Annotated in this window: 35 protein-coding genes; all 35 read right to left on the bottom strand. The window is 48.5% G+C overall.

Going from position 1 to position 22,840, the window contains the following annotated elements:
• Positions 1–119: 119 nt before the first annotated feature.
• Entirely contained in the window at positions 120–515 is a 396-nt protein-coding gene (gene rpsK / locus MKY74_RS06685) for a 30S ribosomal protein S11 (RefSeq protein ID WP_009589209.1), read from the bottom strand.
• 19 nt (positions 516–534) lie between these two features.
• A complete protein-coding gene (rpsM, locus tag MKY74_RS06680) occupies positions 535–903 on the bottom strand; it encodes a 30S ribosomal protein S13 (protein WP_076176757.1) in 369 nt (122 codons plus the stop codon).
• 21 nt (positions 904–924) lie between these two features.
• Positions 925–1,038 (bottom strand): 50S ribosomal protein L36, encoded by a 114-nt coding sequence (gene rpmJ / locus MKY74_RS06675; protein WP_026688601.1) that lies wholly within the window; start codon positions 1,036–1,038, stop codon positions 925–927.
• A 155-nt stretch (positions 1,039–1,193) separates the two neighbouring features.
• A complete protein-coding gene (gene infA, locus MKY74_RS06670; protein ID WP_017692098.1) occupies positions 1,194–1,409 on the bottom strand; it encodes a translation initiation factor IF-1 in 216 nt (71 codons plus the stop codon).
• A 2-nt stretch (positions 1,410–1,411) separates the two neighbouring features.
• Positions 1,412–1,720, bottom strand: coding sequence for a KOW domain-containing RNA-binding protein (locus MKY74_RS06665; protein WP_076176756.1), 309 nt, complete (start codon positions 1,718–1,720; stop codon positions 1,412–1,414).
• Between the two features lie 10 nt (positions 1,721–1,730).
• Positions 1,731–2,483 (bottom strand): type I methionyl aminopeptidase, encoded by a 753-nt coding sequence (gene map / locus MKY74_RS06660; protein ID WP_076176755.1) that lies wholly within the window; start codon positions 2,481–2,483, stop codon positions 1,731–1,733.
• Positions 2,484–2,488: 5 nt separating this feature from the next.
• Positions 2,489–3,133, bottom strand: coding sequence for an adenylate kinase (locus MKY74_RS06655; RefSeq protein ID WP_076176754.1), 645 nt, complete (start codon positions 3,131–3,133; stop codon positions 2,489–2,491).
• Between the two features lie 86 nt (positions 3,134–3,219).
• Positions 3,220–4,518 (bottom strand): preprotein translocase subunit SecY, encoded by a 1,299-nt coding sequence (gene secY, locus MKY74_RS06650; protein ID WP_076176753.1) that lies wholly within the window; start codon positions 4,516–4,518, stop codon positions 3,220–3,222.
• Positions 4,518–4,958, bottom strand: a complete 441-nt coding sequence (gene rplO / locus MKY74_RS06645; protein ID WP_076176752.1) for a 50S ribosomal protein L15 — start codon at positions 4,956–4,958, stop codon at positions 4,518–4,520. The genes secY and rplO overlap by 1 nt, the downstream gene beginning before the upstream one ends.
• Before the next feature lie 47 nt (positions 4,959–5,005).
• Positions 5,006–5,191 (bottom strand): 50S ribosomal protein L30, encoded by a 186-nt coding sequence (gene rpmD / locus MKY74_RS06640; RefSeq protein ID WP_076176751.1) that lies wholly within the window; start codon positions 5,189–5,191, stop codon positions 5,006–5,008.
• A 12-nt stretch (positions 5,192–5,203) separates the two neighbouring features.
• Positions 5,204–5,701 carry a 30S ribosomal protein S5 gene (gene rpsE / locus MKY74_RS06635; protein ID WP_076176750.1) on the bottom strand — a complete coding sequence of 166 codons (498 nt, stop codon included), beginning with the start codon at positions 5,699–5,701 and terminating at the stop codon, positions 5,204–5,206.
• Between the two features lie 26 nt (positions 5,702–5,727).
• On the bottom strand, positions 5,728–6,096 hold the full coding sequence (gene rplR / locus MKY74_RS06630) for a 50S ribosomal protein L18 (protein ID WP_076176749.1): 369 nt from the start codon (positions 6,094–6,096) through the stop codon (positions 5,728–5,730).
• Between the two features lie 84 nt (positions 6,097–6,180).
• Complete coding sequence (gene rplF, locus MKY74_RS06625; protein WP_076176748.1) at positions 6,181–6,723, bottom strand: 50S ribosomal protein L6; 543 nt, start codon at positions 6,721–6,723, stop codon at positions 6,181–6,183.
• A 30-nt stretch (positions 6,724–6,753) separates the two neighbouring features.
• A complete protein-coding gene (gene rpsH, locus MKY74_RS06620; RefSeq protein WP_076176747.1) occupies positions 6,754–7,152 on the bottom strand; it encodes a 30S ribosomal protein S8 in 399 nt (132 codons plus the stop codon).
• A 33-nt stretch (positions 7,153–7,185) separates the two neighbouring features.
• Positions 7,186–7,371 (bottom strand): type Z 30S ribosomal protein S14, encoded by a 186-nt coding sequence (locus MKY74_RS06615; protein WP_013312154.1) that lies wholly within the window; start codon positions 7,369–7,371, stop codon positions 7,186–7,188.
• A 46-nt stretch (positions 7,372–7,417) separates the two neighbouring features.
• The gene (rplE, locus tag MKY74_RS06610) at positions 7,418–7,960 is read right to left on the bottom strand and encodes a 50S ribosomal protein L5 (RefSeq protein WP_076176746.1); all 543 of its coding nucleotides are present in this window, start codon (positions 7,958–7,960) and stop codon (positions 7,418–7,420) included.
• Positions 7,961–7,991: 31 nt separating this feature from the next.
• Complete coding sequence (gene rplX, locus MKY74_RS06605; RefSeq protein ID WP_076176745.1) at positions 7,992–8,345, bottom strand: 50S ribosomal protein L24; 354 nt, start codon at positions 8,343–8,345, stop codon at positions 7,992–7,994.
• A 76-nt stretch (positions 8,346–8,421) separates the two neighbouring features.
• Complete coding sequence (gene rplN / locus MKY74_RS06600; RefSeq protein ID WP_076176744.1) at positions 8,422–8,790, bottom strand: 50S ribosomal protein L14; 369 nt, start codon at positions 8,788–8,790, stop codon at positions 8,422–8,424.
• 36 nt (positions 8,791–8,826) lie between these two features.
• Entirely contained in the window at positions 8,827–9,093 is a 267-nt protein-coding gene (rpsQ, locus tag MKY74_RS06595; RefSeq protein WP_025336666.1) for a 30S ribosomal protein S17, read from the bottom strand.
• A gap of 44 nt (positions 9,094–9,137) precedes the next feature.
• Positions 9,138–9,335, bottom strand: a complete 198-nt coding sequence (gene rpmC, locus MKY74_RS06590) for a 50S ribosomal protein L29 (RefSeq protein WP_076176743.1) — start codon at positions 9,333–9,335, stop codon at positions 9,138–9,140.
• A complete protein-coding gene (gene rplP / locus MKY74_RS06585) occupies positions 9,325–9,759 on the bottom strand; it encodes a 50S ribosomal protein L16 (protein ID WP_076176742.1) in 435 nt (144 codons plus the stop codon). Before rplP ends, rpmC begins: the two co-directional genes overlap by 11 nt.
• Positions 9,760–9,761: 2 nt before the next feature.
• On the bottom strand, positions 9,762–10,427 hold the full coding sequence (gene rpsC / locus MKY74_RS06580; RefSeq protein WP_076176741.1) for a 30S ribosomal protein S3: 666 nt from the start codon (positions 10,425–10,427) through the stop codon (positions 9,762–9,764).
• Between the two features lie 13 nt (positions 10,428–10,440).
• Positions 10,441–10,773 (bottom strand): 50S ribosomal protein L22, encoded by a 333-nt coding sequence (rplV, locus tag MKY74_RS06575; RefSeq protein WP_076176740.1) that lies wholly within the window; start codon positions 10,771–10,773, stop codon positions 10,441–10,443.
• A 35-nt stretch (positions 10,774–10,808) separates the two neighbouring features.
• A complete protein-coding gene (gene rpsS / locus MKY74_RS06570; RefSeq protein ID WP_076176739.1) occupies positions 10,809–11,087 on the bottom strand; it encodes a 30S ribosomal protein S19 in 279 nt (92 codons plus the stop codon).
• 70 nt (positions 11,088–11,157) lie between these two features.
• Entirely contained in the window at positions 11,158–11,988 is an 831-nt protein-coding gene (gene rplB / locus MKY74_RS06565) for a 50S ribosomal protein L2 (RefSeq protein WP_076176738.1), read from the bottom strand.
• A 12-nt stretch (positions 11,989–12,000) separates the two neighbouring features.
• Positions 12,001–12,294 (bottom strand): 50S ribosomal protein L23, encoded by a 294-nt coding sequence (rplW, locus tag MKY74_RS06560; RefSeq protein ID WP_076176737.1) that lies wholly within the window; start codon positions 12,292–12,294, stop codon positions 12,001–12,003.
• On the bottom strand, positions 12,294–12,917 hold the full coding sequence (gene rplD, locus MKY74_RS06555) for a 50S ribosomal protein L4 (protein WP_076176736.1): 624 nt from the start codon (positions 12,915–12,917) through the stop codon (positions 12,294–12,296). The genes rplW and rplD overlap by 1 nt, the downstream gene beginning before the upstream one ends.
• 26 nt (positions 12,918–12,943) lie before the next feature.
• Complete coding sequence (gene rplC / locus MKY74_RS06550) at positions 12,944–13,567, bottom strand: 50S ribosomal protein L3 (protein ID WP_076176735.1); 624 nt, start codon at positions 13,565–13,567, stop codon at positions 12,944–12,946.
• A 36-nt stretch (positions 13,568–13,603) separates the two neighbouring features.
• A complete protein-coding gene (rpsJ, locus tag MKY74_RS06545; RefSeq protein WP_005544556.1) occupies positions 13,604–13,912 on the bottom strand; it encodes a 30S ribosomal protein S10 in 309 nt (102 codons plus the stop codon).
• A 323-nt stretch (positions 13,913–14,235) separates the two neighbouring features.
• On the bottom strand, positions 14,236–15,426 hold the full coding sequence (gene tuf, locus MKY74_RS06540; protein ID WP_076176734.1) for an elongation factor Tu: 1,191 nt from the start codon (positions 15,424–15,426) through the stop codon (positions 14,236–14,238).
• Between the two features lie 119 nt (positions 15,427–15,545).
• On the bottom strand, positions 15,546–17,627 hold the full coding sequence (gene fusA / locus MKY74_RS06535; protein WP_076176733.1) for an elongation factor G: 2,082 nt from the start codon (positions 17,625–17,627) through the stop codon (positions 15,546–15,548).
• A 48-nt stretch (positions 17,628–17,675) separates the two neighbouring features.
• On the bottom strand, positions 17,676–18,146 hold the full coding sequence (gene rpsG / locus MKY74_RS06530) for a 30S ribosomal protein S7 (RefSeq protein ID WP_076176732.1): 471 nt from the start codon (positions 18,144–18,146) through the stop codon (positions 17,676–17,678).
• A 44-nt stretch (positions 18,147–18,190) separates the two neighbouring features.
• Positions 18,191–18,613, bottom strand: a complete 423-nt coding sequence (gene rpsL / locus MKY74_RS06525; RefSeq protein ID WP_076176731.1) for a 30S ribosomal protein S12 — start codon at positions 18,611–18,613, stop codon at positions 18,191–18,193.
• Positions 18,614–18,756: 143 nt separating this feature from the next.
• Positions 18,757–19,008: a ribosomal L7Ae/L30e/S12e/Gadd45 family protein gene (locus MKY74_RS06520; protein WP_076176730.1), complete on the bottom strand. Its 252-nt coding sequence runs from the start codon at positions 19,006–19,008 to the stop codon at positions 18,757–18,759.
• Between the two features lie 159 nt (positions 19,009–19,167).
• Positions 19,168–22,782: a DNA-directed RNA polymerase subunit beta' gene (gene rpoC / locus MKY74_RS06515; RefSeq protein WP_076176729.1), complete on the bottom strand. Its 3,615-nt coding sequence runs from the start codon at positions 22,780–22,782 to the stop codon at positions 19,168–19,170.
• Positions 22,783–22,840 lie beyond the last annotated feature (58 nt).

Raw genomic sequence — 22,840 nt, 5'->3', positions numbered from 1 at the left:
CAAACGTCGCTCCTATATGAAACTGTCACCTTGTTCAAGTGTATCCATGTAGTATGCCTAAACAACCATTATTAGCAGATTGTGCCGGTTTTATACCACATTCCCAGGTTGACTATCAATTAGACACGACGACGTTTTGGCGGGCGGCAACCGTTGTGAGGAATTGGAGTTACGTCTTTGATCAGGTTGACTTCCAGACCAGCAGCTTGCAAAGAACGGATCGCTGCTTCACGGCCTGCACCTGGACCTTTAACCATAACCTCAACTGCCTTCATACCATGTTCCATTGCAGCTTTGGCAGCTGTTTCAGCAGCCATTTGCGCAGCAAATGGAGTGGATTTACGGGAACCTTTGAATCCGAGGCCGCCGGAGCTTGCCCAAGAAATTGCGTTACCGTGAGGATCCGTGATCGTTACGATCGTATTGTTGAACGTGGAACGGATATGAGCCACGCCAGATTCAATATTTTTACGGTCACGACGTTTAGTACGTACGACTTTTTTCGGTTTAGCCATTGTCTTTTATCCCCCCTTATTATTTCTTCTTGTTCGCTACAGTACGACGAGGGCCTTTCCGTGTACGAGCATTGGTTTTAGTACGTTGTCCACGAACCGGCAGACCGCGGCGATGACGCACACCACGATAGCATCCGATTTCAACGAGACGCTTAATATTTAAGGAAATTTCACGACGCAGGTCACCTTCAACCTTAACCCCTTTGTCGATCGTTTCACGCAATTTGCTGACTTCATCTTCCGTCAAATCACGAACACGAGTGTCCGGATTGATGCCTGTTTCGCTCAGAATTTTCTGGGAAGTCGTTTTACCGATTCCGAAAATATAAGTCAAGGCGATCTCAACGCGTTTGTCACGTGGCAAATCCACACCAGCTATACGAGCCATTTTACGCTACACCCCCTTCTCTTAACCTTGTTTTTGTTTGTGCTTCGGATTTTCACAGATAACCATTACAGTACCTTTGCGACGAATGACTTTGCATTTTTCGCACATAGGCTTTACAGAAGGTCTTACCTTCATGTTCATTACCTCCCTAAAGTTTTGCCAAGCAAAACTCTCTTCGTAGGATGACTCGGAGTCAACCGGACCAGGTCCGGATAAAATGTTCACTACGTTAATTGCTGCAAACGGGATGTTTAACATCCTGAACGTTTCCCCTAAAGGAAACGGAATTGCTATTTACGATAAGTTATACGACCTTTGGTTAGATCATAAGGCGATAACTGAACGACCACTTTGTCGCCTGTCAGAATACGGATAAAGTGCATCCGCAGCTTACCGGAAACATGGGCAAGAATCTGATGACCGTTCTCCAGTTCGACCTTGAACGTTGCATTCGGCAATGGTTCAAGAACCGTGCCTTCCACTTCAATAACATCTTCTTTGGCCACAGTCAGTCTCCTTTCTCTTCAGCTTGGGATTCGGTGGACTTCATAAACTTCATCACTGCATAACGCAGCTTTCCGTTTGTGACCCGACCGCTTTCTTTTAAACTGTCAACAACCTCACTGCTGATAAACTTTTGGGGTTCCAGATGCAATAGATTCTTCTTCTTGCACTGGTCAAACTTTCGTTTGTCCCCGTCAGCTATATACACAAATCTGCTGTCAGCTATGGATACGACCACGGCGAGCTGTCCGGCATCCTTGCCTTTCAGGATCTTCACAATTTGACCGATTTGCGGGCTGCTTTGATTGCTCAAGAACGATCACCTACACATCCAGTTTTGTGAAAATCTCCATGCCGTCCGGCGTCACAGCCACCGTATGCTCGAAATGGGCACACAGGGAGCCGTCAACCGTAACGACCGTCCAGTTGTCTTCCAGCGTCTTAACATACCTTGATCCGGCATTGACCATCGGTTCGATCGCCAACACCATGCCGGGTTTAAGCCGAGGCCCTCGGTCCGGCGTGCCAAAGTTCGGAATTTGTGGTTCTTCATGCAGTTCTGCCCCAACACCGTGCCCGACATACTCCCGGACAACCGAGAAGCCGGCATCTTCAATCACGCGTTGAATGGCATGCGAGATCGTAAACAGGCGCACATCAGGTTTGACAAGCTCTAAGCCTGCATATAAAGACTTTTCGGTGACGTCCAGCAGACGCTGGGCTTCCTCCGAAATGCTCCCTACAGGATAGGTCCAAGCGGAGTCTCCATGGTAACCACGGTACTGCGCACCGATGTCTAGCGTAATAATGTCGCCTTCGTTTAATTTGCGTTTGCCGGGAAATCCGTGCACCAATTGATCATTGACTGAAGCGCAAATGCTGGCAGGAAAACCATTGTAGCCTTTAAAAGACGGCAGCGCATGTTGACTGCGAATGTAGTGGTCTGCAATCCGATCAAGTTCTCCGGTAGTGATCCCCGGTTCGATGTGTTTGGCCATAAGGCGATGCGTTTCCGCAACGATCCGTCCGGCCTCCCTCATAAAGCCAAGTTCCGTTTCGGACTTACAAATGATCATTACAATTAACCTCGCAGTACCGATACGATTTCATCGGATACCGTACCGATTTCCTGATCCCCATCGATCTGACGCAAAAGACCTTTGTTCTCATAAAACGTAAGGAGCGGTGCTGTTTTGTTGATATATTCGTCCAGGCGGGTACCTACGCTCTCTTCGTTATCATCCGAGCGCTGATACAGTTCGCCTCCGCATTTATCACATACACCTTCCTGTTTTGGCGGGTTGAAAATCACATGATAAGTTGCACCGCAGTTCTTGCAGATCCGGCGTCCCGTAAGGCGCGCCATCAGCTTGTCGCGGTCTACTTTCAGGTTGATGACATGATCAAGCTTCGTGTTCAGTCTGCTAAGAATTTCATCCAGCGCTTCCGCTTGCGAAAGGGTTCTTGGAAAGCCGTCCAATAAAAAACCTTTTTCGCAATCGGACTGCTGCAGACGTTCTTCAACAATGCCGATCGTTACATCATCCGGTACCAGGAGTCCTTGATCCATGTATTCTTTGGCTTTCTTCCCGATGGGAGTTCCCTGTTTAATCGCCAAACGAAATGCATCGCCTGTCGAAATATGGGGAATGCCGAATTCATTGACAATGACTTCCGCCTGTGTTCCCTTACCTGCCCCAGGAGGGCCCATGAATAGTATGTTCACGTTTCTCTCTCCCTCCAAACACTACCGTTACAAGAAACAACGCAATAAGCACCGGGAAGTTCAATGGACTTCACCGGGACCTATTACTATTTATTGATAAAGCCTTTGTAATGGCGCTTAATCAATTGACTTTCGATGGTCTTCATTGTATCCAGTGCCACACCGATGACGATGAGCAGTGAAGTTCCCCCGATTTTCACCGAGTTCGGCAGACCGGCAAGCGTACCGAAACCGATCGGAAGCAGAGAAATAACGGCCAGGAAGATGGCGCCGGTCATCGTTAACCGGGACATTACGCGGGTCAGGTACTTCTCAGTCGCTTTACCAGGACGAATGCCAGGAATGTAGCCACCGTTTTTCTTCATGTTATCAGCCATTTGGTTTGGATTCATCTGCACGAATGTGTAGAAGAAAGTGAAACCAATGATCATCAGAACATACAGTACCATACCAAGAGGGTAGTCATATCTCAAGTTAGTTTGGATCCATTGGGCCCAAGCATGAGTTGACCAGAAGCTCGCAATAATCGTAGGGAACTGCAGCAAGGAGACAGCGAAGATGACCGGAATAACACCCGCAGCATTGATCTTGAGCGGAATGTGTGTATTCTGTCCGCCGTACATTTTGTTGCCTACCACACGTTTTGCGTACTGCACAGGAATTTTACGAATCGCTTGCTGGATGTAGATGACACCCGCAATAATCGCCACGATCACAATAAGTATGATGATCGTCTTGAGTGTATTCATAAATACCTGACCATCTTGGATAAAGTTGGAGCTCGCTGTACTCCGGATATACATCGGGATGTTAGCGACAATCCCTGCAAAAATCAGAATGGAAATACCATTACCGATTCCTTTTTCAGTAATTTGTTCACCAAGCCACATCAGGAATGCCGTACCTGCGGTCAATACGATCGCAACGAGCAGGTAATCCACGAAGGTGGCGTTAGGAATCATTTGCGTACCGTACAACCGGTTAAAACCGATGGCCATCGCAAACGACTGAATCAGGCCCAATACTATCGTACCATAGCGTGTCAATTGCGCCGATTTCTTCTTCCCGTGCTCGCCTTGTTTAGCCCATTCGGCAAGTTTCGGGACGACATCCATCGACAACAACTGCACGATGATGGACGAGGTAATATACGGCACGATCCCGAGGGCAAAGATGGAGAACTGATGAAGCGCTCCTCCCGAGAACGTGTTTAAGAGACCAAACAACTCGCTACCCTGCTGATTCGTTTGCTCCAGGACCGTTTTATCAACGCCTGGAACAGGAACGAATGAACCGATACGGTAAATGATCAGTACAAACAAGGTGAACAAGATTCTCTTGCGTAGGTCCTCAACCCGCCATATATTCTTCAGGGTCTTAAACATTAGATCACCTCGGTTTTACCGCCGGCAGCCTCGATTTTCTCTACCGCAGATTGAGAGAACTTGTTTGCTTTTACAGTCAATTTTACGGTTACTTCGCCATTACCAAGAATTTTGATGCCGCTCTTCGTGTTTTTCACGACGCCACTTTCCACCAAAAACTCAGGAGTTACTTCAGTACCCTCTGCAAAGCTGTTCAGTTCCTCGATGTTCACGATCGCATACTCTTTCCGCGTAGGATTTACAAATCCACGTTTCGGCAGACGACGATACAATGGGTTTTGCCCACCTTCGAAGCCAGGACGCACACCGCCGCCAGAACGAGCGTTTTGACCTTTGTGACCACGGCCAGATGTTTTACCAGTACCGCTACTTGTACCACGGCCAACACGTTTGCGTTCTTTGCGGGATCCAGCAGCTGAGGAAAGTTCGTGTAACTTCATCGTTCGTTGCACCTCCTTAATATTTCTAGGTTAATCTTTTTGCAAGATTAACCTTCAATTTCTGTAACAGATACCAAGTGGCTCACTTTGTTGATCATTCCGCGAATTGCAGGATTGTCGTTATGAACCACCGTCGAATTTAATTTACGCAAGCCGAGAGTTTTCACAGTCGTGCGCTGAGTTTCAGGACGGCCGATCAAACTGCGGACGAGGGTAATTTGAAGTTTAGCCATGACATTCCCTCCTTAACCGAGCAGCTCTTCGACAGATTTGCCACGCAATTTGGCTACATCTTCAGCACGCTTCAGACGGGACAAGCCCTCCAAAGTCGCGTTGACCATGTTCATGGAGTTCGAAGAACCCAAAGATTTTGTCAAGATGTCACCTACACCTGCCAGTTCCAGTACGGCACGCACAGGACCGCCGGCGATAACTCCAGTACCTTCAGACGCTGGTTTCAAAAGAACGCGTCCAGCACCAAAGTGGCCAGTGACCAGGTGAGGAATTGATGTTCCAACGAGAGGAACGTGAATCAGATTTTTCTTAGCATCTTCGATGCCTTTGCGGATGGCGTCAGGAACTTCGCCTGCTTTACCGATACCAGCACCAACCCAGCCTTTGCCGTCACCGACAACTACCAGCGCGCTGAAGCTGAAACGGCGTCCGCCTTTTACTACTTTAGCAACGCGGTTAATATTAACCACTCTTTCAGTCAGTTCCAAAGTGTTAGGATCTACACGCAAGTCGTTTACCTCCTTTTTAGAAATTCTTAGAATTCCAAGCCTGCTTCGCGAGCTGCGTCAGCCAGAGCTTGAATCCGTCCATGGTACAGGTATCCTCCGCGGTCGAATACGATCGAAGTATGACCTTTTTCTTTTGCACGCTTAGCAACGAGTTCGCCGACTTGACGAGCAGCCTCAACGCTGCCGCCGTTTTTCACGGAACCGCTAAGCTCTTTATCAACTGTAGACGCAGAAACGATGGTTACGCCAGCTACGTCGTCGATCAGTTGAGCGTAGATATGTTTAGAAGAACGGAATACGTTCAAACGTGGGCGTTCAGCAGTACCTTGGATCTTCTTGCGGACACGCAGATGACGTTTGAGACGAGCTTTGTTCTTATCCTCTTTTGTAATCATGTCTTCCCTTTCACTCCTTTCAGTTTTGCCATGACAGCTTCACTTTAAGACGCACGGGGTAAAGAAGGCTTAAGAAATAACTGCTTATTTCTTCTTACCTGCTTTACCTTCCTTACGGATAATGCGCTCACCTTCATACTTAATCCCTTTACCTTTGTAAGGCTCAGGCTCGCGAACGGAACGGATTTTAGCGGCGTATGCACCTACGCGCTCTTTATCGATACCGCGAACGATGATTTTCGTATTTGCAGGTACTTCGAACTCGATACCTGGTTCTGGAGTGATTTCTACCGGATGAGAGTAACCAACGTTCAGGACGATCTTATCTCCAGACTTGCTTGCACGATATCCGACCCCAACCAACTCCAGAGATTTCGAAAAGCCTTCAGTTACTCCGCTCACCATATTGTTGACAACGCTGCGGGTCGTGCCGTGAAGCGAACGATGCGCTTTGTTGTCAGATGGGCGCTCAACGACGATTTCGTTGTTTTCTACCGTTACCTTCATGTCTTTATGAAGTTCACGAGTCAAAGATCCTTTCGGTCCTTTAACCGTAATAACGGAATTGTTCAGTGTGATATCCACACCGCTTGGTACTGCGATTGGTTTGCGACCAATACGGGACATGTGTTGCACCTCCTTGTTCTGTGACGTGTATTACCAAACGTAGCAGACAACTTCTCCGCCAGCTTTGGATTGACGAGCTTCTTTGTCGGTCATAACTCCCTTGGATGTGGAGATAATCGCAATACCCAAACCGCCGAGGACACGAGGAATTTCGTTGCTCTTCGTGTACACGCGCAGACCTGGTTTACTGATTCTCTTCAAACCGGAGATGACGCGTTCATTGTTGGCACCGTATTTCAGGAAAACACGGATAATCCCTTGTTTGTTGTCATCGATATATTCTGCATCACGGATGAAACCTTCACGCTTCAAAATGTCAGCGATTTGTTTTTTCATCGTCGAAGCAGGCATTTCAACCGTTTCGTGACGCACAGTGTTGGCGTTACGAATACGAGTCAGCATATCTGCAATTGGATCAGACATAGTCATTTTGTGTGAACCTCCTTCCCGATTGTAAACTTCTTACCAGCTTGCTTTTTTCACGCCAGGGATCTGGCCTTTATAAGCTAATTCACGGAAACAAATTCTGCAAATTTTGAACTTTTGCAGTACCGAATGTGGACGACCGCAACGTTCGCAGCGTGTATAAGCACGCACTTTAAACTTAGGCGTACGTTGTTGTTTTACTTTCATCGAAGTTTTTGCCACTTAGCCTGACACCTCCTAAAAATTTTCGGAGAAATGGATTTGCGAATTACTTCGCAAAAGGCATTCCCAATTGAGCGAGCAGCTCGCGGGACTCTTCGTCAGTTTTAGCCGTCGTTACGATAACGATATCCATACCACGGACTTTATCAACTTTATCATACTCGATCTCAGGGAAGATCAGCTGTTCCTTGAGGCCAAGCGTGTAGTTGCCGCGTCCATCAAATGCTTTGGTAGACACGCCGTGGAAGTCACGGACACGTGGAAGGGTAACGTTGAACAATTTGTCCAGGAAGTAGTACATACGCTCTCCGCGCAGTGTTACCTTCACACCGATCGGCATATTCTCACGCAGTTTGAATCCGGCGATGGATTTTTTAGCACGAGTAATTACCGGCTTTTGACCAGCAATCAGCTGCATATCATTAACTGCGGCATCCAGTACTTTCGAGTTGGATACGGCATCACCCACACCCATGTTGATGACAACCTTCTCGATTTTAGGTACCTGCATTACCGTAGAATAACTGAACTTCTGCATCAAAGCAGGAGTAACTTCATTCAAAAAACGTTCTTTCATTCTTGCTGCCATGAATTATGAACCTCCTTTCTAAACGATTCGATTAGTCGATAACCTCTCCGGACTTCTTCGCAACACGGACCTTTTTACCGTTATCCAGCGTTTTGTAACCGATACGGGTTACTTTGCCGCTCTTCGGATCGATATGCATCACGTTGGATACATGGATCGGTGCTTCCTGCTCGATGATTCCGCCTTGAGGGTTGGATTGGTTCGGCTTTTGGTGTTTCTTCACCATGTTCACGCCTTCGACAAGCACACGGTTTTCACGAGGATACGCTGCGATGACACGGCCTTTTTTGCCTTTGTCTTTACCGCTGATGACCATAACCGTATCTTCTTTCTTCACGTGCAGTTTGTTGCTGTGCGATTCCAGAACCTTTTTCACTTTCGGCATTTTGTTACACCTCCTATGACTGCATGTCAGCGATTTATCGGGATCCCGTAACAGCTCACTGTCCGGGAATCAGCTATTAGATTACTTCCGGTGCCAAGGAAACGATTTTCATGAAATCTTTGTCGCGAAGTTCGCGAGCCACTGGTCCGAAAATACGAGTTCCGCGCGGGCTTTTGTCTTCTTTAACAACAACCGCTGCGTTTTCGTCAAAAGAGATGTAAGATCCGTCTTTGCGGCGTACAGAACGCTTCGTACGAACCACAACAGCTTTAACAACATCACCTTTTTTGACAACGCCGCCTGGTGTTGCTTGTTTGACGGAGCAAACGATCAAATCACCGATGGCTGCTGTACGACGTCCTGTACCACCCAGCACGCGGATACACATCAGTTCCTTCGCACCAGAGTTGTCAGCTACTTGAAGACGTGTAAATGGTTGAATCATTGAAATTTCCTCCTTTCGGAAAAACTAACTCTATCTTTAGATGATAACCGCTTTTTCAACGACTTCTACCAGTCTCCAACGTTTGTCTTTAGAGAGTGGACGAGTTTCCATGATTTTAACGGTATCTCCGATTTGTGCTGTGTTGTTCTCATCATGCGCTTTAAATTTCTTCGTGTATTTAATGCGCTTGTGGTAGAGATCATGCTTTTTGTAAGTTTCAACGGCTACAACAATGGTTTTATCCATTTTGTCACTGACAACTTTACCGATTTGCACTTTACGAGCATTGCGTTCTTCGCTCATAGTTAGCCTCCTTCCTGATTACAGACGAGCACGGCTGTGATCTATTAACTAATCCCAAGTTCTCTTTCACGGATGACGGTTTTAGCACGAGCTATTTCCTTGCGTACATCACGGATCCGAGTTGGGTTATCAAGCTGTCCGGTAGCCAATTGAAAACGGAGGTTAAAGAGTTCCTCTTTAAAGCCCGCAATCTTTTGCTCGATTTCTGCAGTGGTCAAGTTACGCAGATCATTAGCTTTCATTTGCTTCACCACCCAATTCTTCACGTTTCACAAACTTCGTTTTGATCGGCAGCTTGTGAGCGGCGAGACGCATCGCTTCGCGAGCGATTTCCTCAGACACGCCTCCAAGTTCAAACATAATCTTGCCTGGTTTGACAACTGCGACCCATTTCTCAACGTTACCTTTACCGCTACCCATACGAACCTCAAGAGGTTTTTGAGTGATCGGCTTGTCAGGGAAAATCTTAATCCATACTTTACCGCCACGCTTGATGTAACGCGTCATCGCAATACGCGCTGCTTCGATCTGACGGTTCGTGATCCAAGTTGGCTCCAGAGCTTGCAAACCGAATTCACCGAAGTTCAGTTCAGTTCCGCCTTTTGCCATACCCTTCATGTGACCGCGTTGTTGCTTGCGGTGTTTTACACGTTTTGGTACCAACATGATTAGTTGCCTCCTTCCTGAGCAGCTTGTTTCTTAGCCGTAGGAAGAACCTCTCCACGATAGATCCATACTTTTACGCCGAGACGGCCATAAGTTGTATGTGCCTCAGCCGTACCGTAGTCGATGTCAGCACGAAGCGTATGAAGTGGAACAGTTCCTTCACTGTAGCCTTCCGAACGAGCGATCTCGGCGCCGCCAAGACGTCCGCCCACTTGAGTTTTGATTCCTTTAGCGCCAGCACGCATCGTTCTTTGGATCGCTTGTTTCAATGCACGACGGAAAGAAACGCGGCGCTCCAATTGCTGAGCAATGCTTTCTGCAACCAGGACTGCGTCCAGGTCAGCTTGCTTAATTTCAGAGATGTTGATGTGAACTTTTTTACCGCCTGCAATTTTCGTAACTTGGCTGCGAAGTACTTCAACTTCGGAACCACCTTTACCGATAACCATGCCTGGTTTCGCAGTGTGGATAGTGACGTTCACACGATTTGCCGCTCTCTCGATTTCGATGCGAGAAACAGCAGAATCCTTCAATTTATTTTTCAGGTATTCACGGATTTTGACATCTTCCAGCAAAAGATTACCGAAATCTTTGCCAGCATACCATTTCGATTCCCAATCACGGATGATCCCGATACGGAGTCCGACTGGATTTACCTTTTGGCCCACACGTTATCCCTCCTTATTTTTCAGATACCACCAAAGTAATGTGGCTGGTGCGTTTATTGATCCGGCTCGCACGACCCATGGCGCGTGGACGGAATCTCTTCATTGTTGGGCCTTGGTTAACGAAAACCTGGCTCACAACCAAATTGTTAATATCCATCGAGTAGTTATGCTCAGCATTGGCGATCGCTGAGTTCAGCAGCTTCTCCACAACCAGGGAAGCCGATTTCGGAGTGTGGCGGAGAATGGCGATGGCCTCACCAACTTGCTTACCGCGGATCAAGTCAACAACGAGCTTGACTTTACGAGGAGCAATCCGAATAGATCTGGCATGTGCTTTTGCTTCCATTTGTTTTACCTCCTCTCAAACAAAGAGCTTCGAAATTATCTTCTTGTTTTCTTGTCATCGTCCGTATGACCCTTGTAGGTACGTGTTGGAGCGAATTCACCCAACTTGTGTCCTACCATGTCTTCCGTTACGTATACCGGAACGTGCTTGCGTCCGTCGTATACACCGAACGTGTGACCGATAAATTGTGGGAAAATCGTAGAGCGACGGGACCAAGTTTTGATAACCGCCTTCTTGTTCGATTCGTTCATCACTTCTACTTTTTTCAGCAGGTACCCGTCAATGAAAGGCCCTTTTTTCAAACTGCGACTCATCTATAAAATCCTCCCTTCATCCAATCTTCTCGTTACTTTCGGCACTTCACAAAGTTATGCACAGCGTGCATTATTTTGTGCGGCGGCGAACGATATATTTGTCAGAAGCTTTGCCTTTTTTACGCGTTTTGTAACCAAGGGTTGGTTTGCCCCATGGAGACATTGGCGATTTACGTCCGATTGGAGCGCGGCCTTCACCACCACCGTGAGGGTGATCGTTAGGGTTCATAACTACCCCGCGAACTTCAGGACGTTGTCCGAGCCAGCGGCTGCGGCCTGCTTTACCGATTTTGATCAGCTCGTGGTCTTCGTTACCAACGGAACCGATTGTAGCACGGCAAACTTTAAGCAGTCTGCGAACTTCGCCCGAAGACAAACGTACGGATACGTATTTATCTTCTTTACCAAGAAGCTGAGCTTCGGTACCGGCTGCGCGAACCAATTGTCCGCCTTTGCCAGGCTGCAGTTCGATGTTGTGGATAACAGTACCTACCGGAATGTTCTCCATTGGAAGTGCGTTACCGATTTTGATGTCGGCGTTTGGACCGGATTCAATTTTGTCTCCCACTTTCAGACCTTTAGGAGCGATGATGTAACGCTTCTCTCCGTCTGCGTAGTGGATCAGAGCAATATTGGAAGTACGGTTCGGGTCATACTCGATCGTAGCAACGGTACCTGGTATGCCGTCTTTCGTACGTTTGAAGTCGATGATGCGGTATTTACGCTTGTGTCCGCCGCCGTGGTGACGAACCGTAATTTTACCTTGGTTGTTGCGGCCAGCTGTTTTGCTGAGCGGTGCAAGCAACGATTTCTCCGGCTGATTTGTCGTGATCTCTTCAAAAGTAGACACGGACATGTTACGTCTAGCCGGGGATGTCGGCTTATACTTTTTAATAGGCACGTGATTTCCTCCTTACTCTACAGATTCAAAAAACTCGAGCGCTTTGCTGTCTTTGCTCAGCGTTACGATGGCTTTTTTCCACTCGGTTGTGTAACCGTTGTAGCGGCCATAACGTTTCGGCTTAGCAGGGACGCGCATTGTATTTACATTCGTTACTTTCACTTTAAAGATCGATTCAACAGCTTGTTTGATCTCGGTCTTGTTCGCACGGATATCCACTTCAAAGGCATACTTCAAGTCGCCCATGTATTCAGCAGTACGTTCAGTGATCACCGGACGTTTGATAATATCACGAGGATCTTTCATTACGCGAGCACCTCCTCTACCTTCTGAACTGCTTCTTTCGTAATGATCAGTTTGTCGTACAGAAGTACGTCAAGAACATTAATGCCGTCTGCTGCAACAAATTTCACGCCAGGAATATTCCGTGCGGAAAGAGCCACATTATCATCATAGCCAGGAGCTACGATCAGAGCCTTACGTTCTACTTTCAGATTGTTCAGGATCGCTGCGAATTCCTTTGTTTTAGGCGTGTTCAGAGCGAGTTGGTCCAGAACGATCAGATTGTTAGCGATCACTTTGGAAGACAATGCAGATTTAATAGCCAGACGACGAACTTTCTTAGGAAGCTTGAACGAGTAGCTGCGTGGTGTTGGACCGAATACAGTACCGCCGCCCTTCCATTGTGGTGAACGGATCGAACCTTGACGAGCACGGCCGGTTCCTTTTTGTTTCCAAGGCTTACGTCCGCCGCCGCGTACTTCAGAACGGCCCTTCACTTTGTGTGTACCACGACGCAAAGATGCTCTTTGCAGCAATACCGCTTGGTTCATCACGTGTACGTTTGGCTCTACGCCAAATACCGCATCGTTCAGTTCCAATTCTCCTACTTCGCTACCGCTGACATTAAACAGGGTTACTTTTGGCATTATGTGTTCCTCCTTTCCTTAGGTGATTATTTCTTCACCGTTTCGTTAATTTTAACGAAGCTGTTTTTAGGTCCAGGAATAGCACCTTTAACGAGCAATACGTTGCGTTCAACGTCAACTCTAACAACTTCAAGTTTTTGTACAGTTACCGTAGCATTACCCATGTGACCTGGCAGACGCTTTCCTTTAGGAACACGGTTAGCCTGGATCGAGCCCATGGAACCCGGTCTGCGATGGTAACGCGAGCCGTGAGCCATTGGTCCGCGGCTTTGTCCCCAACGTTTGATAACGCCTTGGAAGCCTTTACCTTTGGAAGTACCGGTTACGTCAACAAATTCGCCTTCTGCGAAGACATCCGCCTTCAGTTCTTGGCCAACCTCGAAAGCTCCGAGGTCAACACCGCGAATTTCGCGAACGTAGCGCTTAGGTGCAGTGTTAGCTTTTTTAGCATGTCCTGCTTCTGGCTTGTTTGCACGCTTCTCCTTCTTATCGGCGAAACCGATTTGAATAGCTTCGTAGCCATCGTTCTCAAGATCTTTCTTTTGCAGAACAACACAAGGACCTGCTTCGATAACCGTCACAGGAATTACATTACCTTCTGGAGTAAATACTTGAGTCATTCCGAGTTTTTTTCCTAAGATACCTTTCATGTTGACACCTCTTTTCCCGTCTTAATTCATTTCGAATTACAATTTGATTTCGATATCTACACCGGACGGCAGGTCCAAGCGCATAAGAGCATCCACAGTTTGTGGAGTTGGGTTAACAATGTCGATCAGACGCTTGTGTGTGCGCATTTCGAATTGCTCCCGAGAATCCTTATACTTGTGTACCGCACGGAGAATAGTAATGATTTGTTTCTCAGTTGGAAGCGGAATCGGTCCAGATACACCAGCACCCGAACGTTTTGCAGTTTCAACGATTTTCTCAGCGGATTGATCAAGAATTCTGTGATCGTAAGCTTTCAAACGAATACGAATTTTTTGCTTTGCCATTTTAGTCCCTCCTTCTATCGCCCAATTTGGTATCGGACATACTCCGTGAAAATTTTCTAACCCACCGCTCCATGGCAAAGGGGCCGGGTGTGTCAGTAACCTCTCACATCATCGCAACGTCTCAGAACAACATTCACTATTATATATAAAGAATGGGCATAATGCAAGCTTTTAATGAAAAGGTGTTGTTGTTCTTTTCTTCCTATATATAAAGAAAGGAATCCTCCCGCCAGGAGAGGATTCCTCTGTATCTCTTGCGTTTACAACACAGCGTTACTCGTTCCAGCACATCGTTGCTATATAGAAGGCAATTTGCCTTTTAATTATTTGCTGATTGTTGCGATGGCACCAGCAGCTACTGTACGTCCACCTTCACGGATCGTGAACTTCGTTCCTTCTTCAATCGCGATTGGAGCGATCAGTTGAACGGATACAGTGATGTTGTCGCCAGGCATAACCATTTCAGTTCCTTCTGGAAGGTTAACCACACCAGTTACGTCCGTTGTACGGAAGTAGAACTGTGGACGGTATCCAGTGAAGAAAGGCTTGTGACGGCCACCTTCTTCTTTAGTCAAAACGTATACTTGAGCAGTGAACTCAGTATGCGGTTTAACGGAAGCTGGTTTGCAAAGTACTTGACCGCGCTCGATTTGGTTACGGTCTACACCGCGAAGCAGGGCACCGATGTTGTCACCAGCTTGAGCGGAATCCAGCAATTTACGGAACATTTCAACGCCTGTAACGACGGATTTCTTAGTTTCTTCAGCGATACCAACGATTTCAACTTCGTCGCCCACTTTAACCGTTCCGCGTTCTACACGGCCTGTAGCAACCGTACCACGACCAGTGATGGAGAATACGTCCTCGACTGGCATAAGGAAAGGTTTGTCAGTGTCGCGCTCTGGAAGAGGAATGTACTCATCGATGATGTTGAACATTTCGATGATTTTTTGTGCCCACTCGCCGTCTGGGTTTTGCAGAGCTTCACGAGCAGAACCTTGGATGATCGGAGTGTCGTCGCCTGGGAACTCATATTCGTTCAGCAGGTCACGAACTTCCATTTCAACCAGTTCAAGAAGTTCAGCGTCTTCAACCATGTCGCATTTGTTCAGGAATACGACGATGTAAGGTACGCCTACCTGACGGGAGAGCAGGATGTGTTCGCGAGTTTGCGGCATTGGGCCGTCAGCTGCGGATACAACCAGGATCGCTCCGTCCATTTGAGCAGCACCAGTGATCATGTTTTTAACATAGTCGGCGTGCCCTGGGCAGTCAACGTGTGCATAGTGACGGTTAGGTGTTTCGTATTCCACGTGTGCAGTGGAGATTGTGATACCGCGTTCGCGCTCTTCTGGAGCTTTGTCGATTTGATCGAATGCTACTGCAGCACCACCGTAAGTTTTGGACAATACAGTCGTGATAGCAGCAGTCAGAGTTGTTTTACCATGGTCGACGTGACCGATAGTACCGATGTTAACGTGCGGTTTAGTACGTTCAAACTTAGCCTTTGCCATTTGAACAATTCCTCCTTAAATGGATTGAATATAGGTTTTATGTTTGAACTGACCGGTGTTTATGCAAGCAGTTCTGGATGTAATCGTACCGGTCAGGGTTTAAAACTCAAAAGCAGATATTACTCGTCAGATCCTTTGGACTTCGAAACAATTTCTTCAGCAATGTTCTTAGGAACTTCTTCGTAGTGGGAGAGTTCCATGGAGAACACGCCGCGTCCTTGGGTACCGGAACGAAGTGTCGTCGAGTATCCGAACATTTCGGAAAGAGGCACTTTCGCACGGATGATCTGAGCGCCGGAACGGTTATCCATACCTTCGATACGTCCGCGGCGGGAGTTCAGCATACCCATTACGTCGCCCATGTATTCTTCAGGCACCGTAACTTCGACTTTCATGATTGGCTCGAGCAGGACAGGTTTACACTTGTCTTTAGCCGCTTTAAGCGCCATGGAACCGGCAATCTTAAACGCCATCTCATTGGAGTCGACATCATGGTAGGAACCGTCTACGATTGTAGCTTTGATGTCTACAAGCGGGAAGCCGGCAAGAACACCATTCTTCATGGCTTCTTCAATACCATTCAGTGCAGGCTGGATGTATTCTCTTGGTACAGAGCCACCGACGATCTTGCTGTCAAACTGGCTGCCAGTACCTGCTTCGAGAGGTTCGAACTCAACCCAGACGTGACCGTATTGACCACGACCACCGGACTGACGAACGAATTTACCCTCAACGCGTGCAGCTTGACGGAAGGTTTCACGGTATGCAACCTGTGGTTTACCCACGTTGGTTTCTACCTTGAATTCACGACGCATACGGTCAATGATGATGTCGAGGTGAAGCTCACCCATACCAGCCAAGATTGTTTGGCCAGTCTCTTCATCTGTATGAGCACGCAGCGTAGGATCTTCTTCTGTCAATTTGCCCAAAGCAACGCCCATTTTGTCTTGGTCGGCTTTGGTTTTAGGCTCAACTGCGATTTCGATAACCGGATCCGGGAAGTTCATGGATTCCAGGATAACCGGAGCTTTCTCGTCGCAGAGTGTGTCGCCCGTACCGGTATCTTTCAAGCCTACGGCAGCCGCGATGTCACCGGAGTAAACTTCGCTGATCTCTTGACGGCTGTTCGCGTGCATCTGAAGGATACGTCCGATACGTTCGCGTTTGCCTTTGGTAGCGTTCAATACGTAAGAACCGGATTGAAGGATACCAGAGTATACGCGGAAGAACGTCAATTTACCAACATAAGGGTCGGTCATGATTTTGAATGCCAGAGCCGCGAACGGTTCTTCATCGGAAGAATGACGCTCAACTTCCGTACCGTCTTCAAGGTGACCTTGAATCGATGGTACATCAACTGGAGCTGGCAGATAATCGATAACAGCGTCCAGCATCAGCTGAACCCCTTTGTTGCGGTAAGAGGAACCACAGATAACCGGGAAGATCTTAACTTCGCAAACCCCTTTGCGGAGGGCTGCTTTCAGTTCCGGAATGGTGATTTCTTCACCTTCCAGATACTTCATTGTCAGGTCTTCGTCGAGTTCTGCGACTTTTTCGATCAGTTCAGCGCGAAGTTCTTCAACTTTGTCTTGGAACTCGGCCGGAACATCGACCACCTCAATGTTTTGACCCAGGTCGTCTTTGTACATATGAGCTTTTTGCTCAACCAGGTCGATGATGCCCACGAAGTCGTTCTCCGCACCGATCGGCAATTGAATCGCTACTGCGTTCGCTTGCAGACGATCGCGCATGTCGTTAACGACGTTCAGATAGTCGGCACCGATAATATCCATTTTGTTTACATATGCGATCCGCGGAACGCCGTAGCGGTCAGCCTGTCTCCATACGGTTTCAGACTGAGGCTCAACGCCCTCTTTCGCACTGAAAACACCTACTGCCCCATCCAATACACGAAGGGAACGTTCAACTTCAACCGTGAAGTCAACGTGCCCTGGGGTGTCAATGATATTAACGCGGTGACCTTTCCACGAAGCGGTCGTCGCAGCGGAAGTAATCGTGATCCCGCGCTCCTGTTCCTGCTCCATCCAGTCCATTGTAGCCGCACCCTCGTGAACTTCACCGATTTTGTGCGTACGGCCTGTGTAGAACAAGATCCGCTCTGTGGTGGTCGTTTTACCAGCGTCAATATGCGCCATGATCCCGATGTTGCGTGTATTTTTCAAGGAGAACTCTCTTGCCATGAAAATAGTCTCCCTTCAAAATTGAAGTGTAATTTGTTGAGCCGAATCCTACCAGCGGTAGTGAGCAAACGCTTTGTTCGCTTCAGCCATTTTGTGAGTGTCCTCGCGTTTCTTAACGGAAGCGCCTGTGTTGTTGGAAGCGTCGATGATCTCAGCCGCCAAACGCTCTTCCATTGTCTTCTCACCGCGGTTGCGGGAGTAGTTCACGAGCCAACGTAATCCCAAAGACGTACGTCTTTCAGGTTTTACTTCAATCGGCACCTGGTAGTTGGCACCGCCGACGCGGCGAGCTTTAACTTCCAGTACTGGCATGATATTTTTGATAGCTGCTTCAAACACTTCCATAGGATCTTTACCCGTACGTTCTTGAATCAGGTTGAACGAATTGTAAAGGATGCTTTGGGCAACACCTCTTTTACCATCCAGCATGATGCGGTTGATAAGGCGTGTAACCAGTTTGCTGTTGTACACCGGATCCGGCAATACGTCTCTCTTACTAACTGGACCTTTGCGTGGCATGGATATCCCCCTTTCTCAAGTCTTTGAATTCTTATAGAAATCAATTACGATTTTTTAGCTTTCGGACGTTTCGCGCCGTATTTGGAACGAGCTTGCATCCGGTTGTTCACACCTGCAGTATCAAGCGCACCGCGAACGATATGGTAACGTACACCTGGAAGGTCTTTTACCCGTCCACCGCGAACCAATACCACGCTGTGCTCTTGCAGGTTGTGTCCGATCCCCGGAATGTAAGCAGTCACCTCGATGCGGTTCGTCAAGCGAACACGGGCATATTTACGAAGCGCGGAGTTCGGTTTCTTCGGAGTCATTGTACCTACACGGGTGCAGACACCACGTTTTTGAGGAGCGCTAAGTCCTGTCTCTTCACGCTTCAGAGCGTTGTATCCTTTCTGCAATGCAGGGGACTTCGACTTGTAGATCTTAGCTTGACGTCCTTTGCGAACTAGCTGGTTAATTGTTGGCATGTTAGCCACCCCCTTCCCATAATACTTATCCTCATTACAAACCTCTTTTTAAGTCCACAGACCCAGGCGGTTCATAAAAGAACAAATGAAAAGTCTTTGCCGGAAGAACTCTGTTGATTTCCCCAACAAAAACGTTCCTTACCCTATGATTTAACGATGGCAGCCATCGCTGCGCCCACTTCAATTCCACATGCTTTACCCAAATGATGCATAGTATCCACATAGGTGATCTTCACTCCATGCTTACTGCAAAGAGCTTCAACCTTTGAAACGAGCCGGTGTTCCGCATCTTCCGCCACAAACACTTCGGCGGCTTGGCCCAATTCTACGAGTTTCATCGTTTGTTTGGCACCGATCTTGACATGAGCATCCTGTAATCCTTTATCATTAGACATTTTAATATCCTCCAAAAGCACAGGGGTACTTAACTACTCACGCACCTTTGCTATATTAGCACTTGCATTAGGCGATGTCAAGAATGTTTCAGGAAAGTTTTCGCGGAAGCAGCCCTTTTTCATGCCGCCTCCGCGCAAAACCGCCTGTATAGCAGTCTATTACTCTACTGTTGCCGTTTCAAGCTCTTTGGAGTCCTGATCTTCGGCGTTCGGATCATCGAACTTGACGCTGCGGTAACGGTTCATACCGGTACCTGCAGGGATCAATTTACCGATGATGACATTTTCTTTCAGGCCGAGCAGCTGGTCAACCTTGCCTTTGATCGCCGCATCGGTAAGAACGCGTGTCGTCTCTTGGAAGGATGCCGCGGACAAGAAGGAATCGGTCTCCAGGGAAGCCTTGGTGATACCGAGCAGAACCGGTTTAGCCACCGCAGGCTCTTTTCCGGACAGGATTGCTTCTTTGTTCGCTGCTTCATATTCATGAATGTCGGTGAATGATCCAGGAAGAAGCGGTGTATCTCCCGCATCGACGATACGGATTTTACGCAGCATCTGCTTGATCATTACTTCGACGTGCTTATCGTTGATTTCTACGCCCTGGTTACGGTATACGCGCTGTACTTCCTGCAGAATGTAGTTCTGCACCCCGCGGATGCCTTTAATGCGCAGCATTTCTTTCGGGTCGATGGAACCGTCTGTCAGCTCGTCGCCGGCTTCGATTTCCTGACCTTCGCTTACGCGCAGACGGGAACCGTAGGTAACGGAGTACACTTTCGTTTCCGCTTCACCTTGGACTTCGATTTCACGACGGTCTTTCGCTTCGCGGATTTCCTTCACGACGCCGTCGATTTCACTGATAGTTGCTTGACCTTTCGGATTCCGGGCTTCGAAAAGCTCCTGAATACGCGGAAGACCTTGGGTAATATCGTCCCCTGCGACACCACCGGTATGGAACGTACGCATGGTAAGCTGGGTTCCTGGTTCACCGATGGATTGCGCGGCGATGATGCCGACTGCTTCCCCGATTTCCACGAATTTGCCTGTGGCCAGGTTGCGTCCGTAGCACTTCTTACATACGCCGTGACGGGCACGGCAGCTGAGTACCGAACGGATTTGCAGTTTTGTTACGCCGGAGTTGACGATCAGGTTTGCTTTATCCGAATCGATCAGCTCGTTGCGGTTAACCAGAATTTCGTTGGTTTCCGGATGACGAACCGTCTCGAAGCAGTAGCGTCCTTCAATACGGTCATACAGATCCTCGATAACTTCTTTACCATCCTGAATCCGGCTGACGGTAAAGCCTTTATCGGTACCGCAGTCTTCTTCGCGGACGATAACATCCTGGGCAACGTCTACCAGACGGCGTGTCAGGTAACCGGAGTCCGCTGTACGCAGCGCGGTATCCGCCAGACCTTTACGGGCACCGTGCGTCGACAGGAAGTACTCGAGGACGGTCAGGCCTTCACGGAAGTTGGATTTGATCGGGAGTTCGATAATCCGGCCGGATGGGTTCGCCATCAGACCCCGCATGCCGCCGAGCTGAGTAATCTGCGATTTGTTACCCCGTGCTTTGGAATCAACCATGAGCATGATGGAGTTAAAGCGGTCCATGGATTTCATCAGGATGTCAGTAATGTCATCCTTCGCCTTGGACCAAATATCGATAACGCGGTCGTACCGTTCTTCGTTCGTAATCAAGCCGCGGCGGTATTGGTTTGTAACGACTGCAACCTTCTCGTCGGATTCCTTCAGGATCGCCTGTTTCTCATCAGGAACGATAACGTCGGATACCGCAACGGTTACGCCGGCACGCGTCGAATACGTGAAGCCGAGCTGCTTGATTTTGTCCAGAATAACGGAAGTTTCCGTCGTGTGGTAAATCTCGAAGCAGCGGGCAATGATTTGACCCAGATACTCTTTACCAACAGCGCTGCTTATAGGCAGGTCGTACATGCGCTCGCGGATGTCCGCGCCTTTTTCATAGACGAAATATTTTTCCGGCGTTCCGTTGAACAGATTGTCGCGGGTTGCTTCGTTAATGTACGGGAAGCTGCTCGGAAAAATTTCGTTGAAAATGATGCGTCCGACGGTCGTCAAGAGCATTGCGTCCTGCTGCTTGTCGGTAAAGCTCGTTTTACCAAGCGCTTTTACCGGAATGGCTACCCGTGCATGCAGACCTGCGGTTCCGCGTTGGTAAGCCGATACGGCTTCGTTCACGGAGCTCAGGATCATACCGGAACCTTTCTCTTCCTTGTTGTCCATGGTCAGATAGAAAGATCCGAGAACCATATCCTGCGAAGGAGTTACGACAGGTTTACCGTCTTTAGGGTTCAAAATGTTGCCGGAGGCCAGCATGAGGATACGGGCTTCAGCCTGTGCCTCAGCGGACAGCGGAACGTGAACCGCCATCTGGTCACCGTCGAAGTCGGCGTTGTAAGCCGTACATACGAGCGGATGCAGACGGATCGCGTGACCTTCCACCAGGATCGGTTCAAACGCCTGGATACCGAGACGGTGAAGCGTAGGGGCACGGTTCAGCAGAACCGGATGCTCTTTAATGACTTCTTCGAGAACGTCCCAGACTTCCGGACTCACGCGCTCAACCTTACGTTTGGCGCTCTTAATGTTATGGGCGAGGCCCTTGTTTACAAGTTCTTTCATGACAAACGGCTTGAACAGTTCCAGCGCCATTTTCTTCGGCAGACCGCACTGATACATTTTCAGGTACGGACCAACGACGATAACGGAACGGCCGGAATAGTCAACACGTTTACCGAGCAGGTTTTGCCGGAAACGTCCTTGCTTACCTTTCAGCATGTGGCTGAGGGATTTCAGCGGACGGTTGCCTGGCCCAGTAACCGGACGGCCGCGGCGGCCGTTGTCGATCAGGGCGTCAACCGCTTCCTGCAGCATCCGTTTTTCGTTCTGAACGATGATGTCCGGAGCTCCCAGGTCAAGCAGACGCTTCAAGCGGTTGTTCCGGTTGATCACGCGGCGGTACAGGTCGTTCAGGTCAGACGTTGCAAAACGTCCGCCGTCCAGCTGTACCATCGGGCGCAGTTCCGGAGGGATAACCGGCAATACGTCCATGATCATCCACTCTGGCTTGTTGCCGGAGTTGCGGAAAGCCTCGATGACTTCCAGACGCTTGATCGCACGGTTACGGCGTTGGCCTTGAGCCGTGCGCAGCTCTTCCTTCAGAAATTCGAGTTCCTTTTCGATATCGAGATCCTGCAGCAGCTTCTTGATCGCTTCAGCACCCATGCCCGCTTGGAAACCGTAGCCGTATTTTTCACGGTAGCTGCGGTATTCTTTCTCGGACAGAAGCTGTTTCTTCTCCAGAGGCGTATCTCCAGGGTCGGTTACTACATAAGATGCAAAGTAAATGATCTCTTCCAGAGATCTTGGCGACATATCCAAAGCGAGACCCATACGGCTCGGAATGCCTTTAAAGTACCAGATATGGGATACAGGAGCTGCCAGCTCAATATGGCCCATCCGTTCGCGGCGCACCTTCGCGCGGGTAACTTCTACGCCGCAGCGATCGCAGACTACGCCTTTGTAACGGACACGCTTATATTTGCCGCAATGGCATTCCCAGTCTTTTTGCGGTCCAAAAATCCGTTCGCAGAACAGGCCTTCTTTCTCCGGTTTGAGCGTACGGTAATTGATGGTTTCCGGCTTTTTCACTTCTCCGCGGGACCATGAACGAATTTTCTCCGGGGATGCAAGCCCGATCTTCATGAATTCGAAATTGTTAACGTCCAACAAGGAGCAACCCTCCTTAACCTAGTCCTAATGATTTGAACCGTGAATGAGGACGGACGGT

It is taken from the genome of Paenibacillus sp. FSL R5-0378 (assembly GCF_038009285.1).
In the GTDB taxonomy this organism is placed as follows: domain Bacteria; phylum Bacillota; class Bacilli; order Paenibacillales; family Paenibacillaceae; genus Paenibacillus_AQ; species Paenibacillus_AQ favisporus.
The sequence above is the reverse complement of the archived record's forward strand: the minus strand, read 5'-3'. Positions and strand labels throughout refer to the sequence as shown.

Coding starts and splice junctions, on each gene's coding strand:
- rpsK (WP_009589209.1), bottom strand. CDS start 515: ATGGCTAAACCGAAAAAAGTCGTACGTACTAAACGTCGTGACCGTAAA.
- rpsM (WP_076176757.1), bottom strand. CDS start 903: ATGGCTCGTATAGCTGGTGTGGATTTGCCACGTGACAAACGCGTTGAG.
- rpmJ (WP_026688601.1), bottom strand. CDS start 1,038: ATGAAGGTAAGACCTTCTGTAAAGCCTATGTGCGAAAAATGCAAAGTC.
- map (WP_076176755.1), bottom strand. CDS start 2,483: ATGATCATTTGTAAGTCCGAAACGGAACTTGGCTTTATGAGGGAGGCC.
- secY (WP_076176753.1), bottom strand. CDS start 4,518: ATGTTTAAGACCCTGAAGAATATATGGCGGGTTGAGGACCTACGCAAG.
- rplO (WP_076176752.1), bottom strand. CDS start 4,958: ATGAAGTTACACGAACTTTCCTCAGCTGCTGGATCCCGCAAAGAACGC.
- rpmD (WP_076176751.1), bottom strand. CDS start 5,191: ATGGCTAAACTTCAAATTACCCTCGTCCGCAGTTTGATCGGCCGTCCT.
- rplR (WP_076176749.1), bottom strand. CDS start 6,096: ATGATTACAAAAGAGGATAAGAACAAAGCTCGTCTCAAACGTCATCTG.
- rplF (WP_076176748.1), bottom strand. CDS start 6,723: ATGTCCCGTATTGGTCGCAAACCAATCGCAGTACCAAGCGGTGTGGAT.
- rpsH (WP_076176747.1), bottom strand. CDS start 7,152: ATGACTATGTCTGATCCAATTGCAGATATGCTGACTCGTATTCGTAAC.
- rplE (WP_076176746.1), bottom strand. CDS start 7,960: ATGGCAGCAAGAATGAAAGAACGTTTTTTGAATGAAGTTACTCCTGCT.
- rplX (WP_076176745.1), bottom strand. CDS start 8,345: ATGCCGAAAGTGAAAAAGGTTCTGGAATCGCACAGCAACAAACTGCAC.
- rplN (WP_076176744.1), bottom strand. CDS start 8,790: ATGATTCAACCATTTACACGTCTTCAAGTAGCTGACAACTCTGGTGCG.
- rpsQ (WP_025336666.1), bottom strand. CDS start 9,093: ATGAGCGAAGAACGCAATGCTCGTAAAGTGCAAATCGGTAAAGTTGTC.
- rpmC (WP_076176743.1), bottom strand. CDS start 9,335: ATGAAAGCTAATGATCTGCGTAACTTGACCACTGCAGAAATCGAGCAA.
- rplP (WP_076176742.1), bottom strand. CDS start 9,759: ATGTTGGTACCAAAACGTGTAAAACACCGCAAGCAACAACGCGGTCAC.
- rplV (WP_076176740.1), bottom strand. CDS start 10,773: ATGGAAGCAAAAGCACATGCCAGATCTATTCGGATTGCTCCTCGTAAA.
- rpsS (WP_076176739.1), bottom strand. CDS start 11,087: ATGAGTCGCAGTTTGAAAAAAGGGCCTTTCATTGACGGGTACCTGCTG.
- rplW (WP_076176737.1), bottom strand. CDS start 12,294: ATGAAAGATCCTCGTGATATTATCAAACGTCCGGTGATCACTGAACGT.
- rplD (WP_076176736.1), bottom strand. CDS start 12,917: ATGCCAAAAGTAACCCTGTTTAATGTCAGCGGTAGCGAAGTAGGAGAA.
- rplC (WP_076176735.1), bottom strand. CDS start 13,567: ATGAAAGGTATCTTAGGAAAAAAACTCGGAATGACTCAAGTATTTACT.
- rpsJ (WP_005544556.1), bottom strand. CDS start 13,912: ATGGCAAAGCAAAAAATTCGTATTCGTTTGAAAGCTTACGATCACAGA.
- tuf (WP_076176734.1), bottom strand. CDS start 15,426: ATGGCAAAGGCTAAGTTTGAACGTACTAAACCGCACGTTAACATCGGT.
- fusA (WP_076176733.1), bottom strand. CDS start 17,627: ATGGCAAGAGAGTTCTCCTTGAAAAATACACGCAACATCGGGATCATG.
- rpsG (WP_076176732.1), bottom strand. CDS start 18,146: ATGCCACGCAAAGGTCCAGTTAGTAAGAGAGACGTATTGCCGGATCCG.
- rpsL (WP_076176731.1), bottom strand. CDS start 18,613: ATGCCAACAATTAACCAGCTAGTTCGCAAAGGACGTCAAGCTAAGATC.
- MKY74_RS06520 (WP_076176730.1), bottom strand. CDS start 19,008: ATGTCTAATGATAAAGGATTACAGGATGCTCATGTCAAGATCGGTGCC.